Below are 3,391 nucleotides of genomic sequence, written 5' to 3'. Positions count from 1 at the left end.
TCTACCAAGACATCGCCAGCGGCGCGAAAAGCGCCCGGCCGGATTGGACAAACTGCTGGCCAACGTGCGGCCGGGTGATGCCGTGGTGATCTGGAAGCTGGATCGCCTTGGGCGTTCCCTCAAGCACCTGGTCGAGTTGGTTTTTTTTCCCCCCCCCCCCCCCCAAAAAAAAAAAATTTTTTTWWWWCCGCGAAACACTTCGAGAGATCCGGGACAAGCTCGACAAAAAAAATATTGATTACAAACCTGGAGTCTGCCAAGCACCAGGTGATCAATGAGGCGGCCGATAAAATGAGGCTCAAACTTCTGGAAATCATTACCGCCGCGTTCGACGGCGACATCTGGAACACCGTTGACCATCACAAAAATTGGCTCGAAGAACTGGGTGCTTTGAGCAAAAATTTTTCTGCAATGGAGACCAAGTCCAAAGCCCTCACGGATGCAGCTTCGTCCCTGAGCGACGAAAAGCTCGACCAATCGGCGGCGCCTGAAACGCAGGACTCATCGCCTGCCGACACTCGCGCTGCAACCTACAGTTTCAACGCCACCAGTGAATCTACCCTGGAGGCCCCCAGCGAGATCCGCAATTTCAAATCGGGAGATAAACTGGACCTGTCCGGCATCCAGCGGCAGCTGAACACGTCGCTGCGGCCGGTCGATCGGTTTCCAGAAGTAATCGGTGAAATGCAGATCCATCACTCGCCCAGCGCCAACACGAGCGTAATTGTCATCGCCGATGCGCCGGGCAAAGACCCTTTTTTGCTCAAGGTGTTTGGTGAGGTACGCCAAAGCAACATCGTGACCTGATCCGCGGTATGACTCAGGATCACTTTTCCAACAATCTGACGATTCTCGGCATGATGCTGAACACCGCCAGGGCCAGCAGTGTACTGAGTACTGCCGTCGATTTCACGCCCCATCCCCGCCGCCACACCAATGGCGGCGGTCATCCACAACCCGGCAGCCGTGGTCAGGCCCTTCACATGCTGGCCCTCTTCATCTTCCTTGCCCTTGAGGATGGTGCCGGCGCCAAGGAAGCCGATACCCGCAATCACCCCCTGAACCACACGGCTCATGGCGTCCGCCTGGTTGCCGGACATCTGCGGCACCAGCACGAACAGCGCCGCACCAAGCGCAACCAGCATATGGGTGCGCACGCCAGCCGCCTTGCCCTTGTGCTCACGCTCAAAACCCAGGATGCCGCCCAGGATCGCGGCGATCAGCAGGCGCACCGTCACTTGGGTGAGTTGCCGGGCATCGCCGATGTCCGCGAATTCGGCTTGCAGGGTTTGCCACACTTGATGCCACCAGGCGTCCATGGATGCGCTCCTTTTATTATGGATAGATAAAGGATGGACAGCGCAGACCGCCAGTCAGTTGCCTGGAACCCCTTGTCATAGGGGTCGCCTAACGTGATAGAGCCCATAGAAAGGAGATCGCCATGCCCCTGCGCATCGAAAACCATTTGTGCTACTTCACGCTCGACGTGGACGGCCAGGAACAAAGCCTGCCAGCCACCCGCGTGAAGATCCTTACCGACCATGACAAAGCCATGTCCTATGTGGAGTTGGCGGGCGAGCGGATCTATATCACTGAAGCCGAAGCCGACGCGCTGACGGTTGAAGGGGCCACGGATGGCCGTAACCATGTAAAGGCGCAAGAGCCTGGTTCGGTGATTTGATTGATCTGTATCATCGAACCCTTTGAATCCCTGCACCCCTATAGATTCGGGGTGCAGCACATTGACGCACAAGAACGCATCAAGCCTATCTGATCCGCTTTTTATCCTTCCACCTGAGTCTGTTATGCGAACAGTCTGTCGCCCATAGTTCATCCGCCTGATGGAGGCTGATGAGCGAATGACCATGAGCGAACGAATCCCAACCGTGGAAACCTTTGAGCCCATTCACCCAAAGAAGGTGAAGGCCAAATCCAGCGACAACCTGATCCATACCCGCAGTTTTACCGGTGTGTTCCGCACCTTGCGCGTGGGCGGTGCCGGCCTGCTGTTTCTGGCTTTTTTTGGCACTGTGTGGCTGAACTGGGGTGGACGCCAAGCCGTACTATGGGACTTGGCCGAGAGCAAGTTCCATATCTTTGGTGCGACATTCTGGCCCCAGGATTTCATCCTGCTCTCGGCGCTGTTGATCATCTGTGCCTTCGGCCTCTTCGCGATCACGGTGTTTGCCGGCCGCGTCTGGTGCGGCTACACCTGCCCGCAAAGCTCGTTTACCTGGCTGTTCATGTGGTGCGAGAAGGTGACCGAGGGTGAACGCAACCAACGTATCAAACTGCAGGCGGCACCCTGGAGCCTGAATAAGCTGGCACGGCGCTCGGCCAAACATACGTTGTGGCTGGGTATCAGTGTGTTGACCGGGCTGACGTTTGTGGGCTACTTCACCCCCATCCGCCCCTTGGCCGCCGAACTGCTGACGTGGCAGATGGGCGGTGTGAGCCTGTTTTTGGGTATTGTTTTTCACGGGGGCCACTTACATCAATGCCGGCTGGCTACGCGAAGCCGTATGCATGCATATGTGCCCCTATGCACGCTTCCAGAGCGTGATGTTTGATAAAGACACCCTGACTATTTCCTACGACGCCGCCCGCGGCGAGCAACGTGGCCCGCGTAAACGTGACGTGCCGCCAGCGCAGGTTGGCCTCGGTGACTGCATCGATTGCCAGCTATGCGTGCAGGTATGCCCCACGGGCATCGATATCCGCGACGGCCTGCAGATGGAATGCATCGGCTGCGCAGCCTGCATCGACGCCTGCGATTCGATCATGGACAAAATGGGCTATGCCCGTGGCTTGGTCAGTTATACCAGTGAGCACCAATTGCAGGGTGGCAAGACTCATCTGCTGCGGCCACGCCTGATCGGCTACAGTGCAGTGCTGGTGGTGATGCTCGCGGCACTGGTGGTGGCCCTGATTGAACGGCCGATGGTGTCGCTGGATGTGACCAAAGACCGTGGCATGTTCCGCGAAAACAGCCTGGGTTTGATCGAAAACATCTACAGCCTCAAGGTGATCAACAAAACCCAGCAGCGCCAGGAATACCGCCTGGAACTGGTGGATGCCGAGGGGTTCCAGTTGCAAGGCAAGACCCAGGTCAGCCTGGCTGCCGGGGAAATTGTCGATATACCGGTGTCGGTAGCATTGCTGGCGGACACACCGGCCAGCAGCTCTCAAACCTTACGTTTTAAAGTCACTGATGTGGATGAACCTTGGATCTATACCGCTGCTGACAGCCGCTTCGTAGCGCCCTTGAATCGCTGATACTTCATCAACAACAGAGATCAAATGTGGGAGCTGGCTTGCCTGCGAAAGCGGTAGAGCAGTAACAGATGCAGTGACTGACACACCGCCTTCGCAGGCAAGCCACGCCTACAAT

Annotated in this window: 3 protein-coding genes and 2 pseudogenes; 4 read left to right on the top strand and 1 reads right to left on the bottom strand. The window is 57.0% G+C overall.

Features of this window, described 5'->3' with window-relative positions:
* Together DQ405_RS28860 and DQ405_RS26120 are read left to right on the top strand one after the other, a co-directional pair.
* Positions 1-238 (top strand): recombinase family protein (locus DQ405_RS28860; protein ID WP_174824727.1); only part of this gene is annotated, 238 nt, incomplete at its 5' end.
* A complete protein-coding gene (locus tag DQ405_RS26120) occupies positions 235-807 on the top strand; it encodes a M10 family metallopeptidase C-terminal domain-containing protein (protein WP_241730230.1) in 573 nt (190 codons plus the stop codon). The genes DQ405_RS28860 and DQ405_RS26120, both read left to right, overlap by 4 nt.
* A 19-nt stretch (positions 808-826) precedes the next feature.
* Here the strand turns inward: DQ405_RS26120 and DQ405_RS26115 are convergent.
* Positions 827-1,319, bottom strand: a pseudogene (locus tag DQ405_RS26115) (MgtC/SapB family protein).
* A gap of 122 nt (positions 1,320-1,441) precedes the next feature.
* On the opposite strand from DQ405_RS26115, the gene DQ405_RS26110 reads away from it, so the two are divergent.
* Complete coding sequence (locus tag DQ405_RS26110; protein WP_032901622.1) at positions 1,442-1,681, top strand: DUF3203 family protein; 240 nt, start codon at positions 1,442-1,444, stop codon at positions 1,679-1,681.
* A gap of 184 nt (positions 1,682-1,865) precedes the next feature.
* Positions 1,866-3,276: pseudogene (gene ccoG, locus DQ405_RS26105) on the top strand (cytochrome c oxidase accessory protein CcoG).
* Positions 3,277-3,391 lie beyond the last annotated feature (115 nt).

The organism is Pseudomonas sp. SST3 (genome assembly GCF_003325755.1).
The sequence above is the reverse complement of the archived record's forward strand: the minus strand, read 5'-3'. Positions and strand labels throughout refer to the sequence as shown.

What these genes read in the sequence shown, in the direction of transcription:
- DQ405_RS26110 (WP_032901622.1), top strand. Translation starts at nt 1,442, where the DNA reads ATGCCCCTGCGCATCGAAAACCATTTGTGCTACTTCACGCTCGACGTG.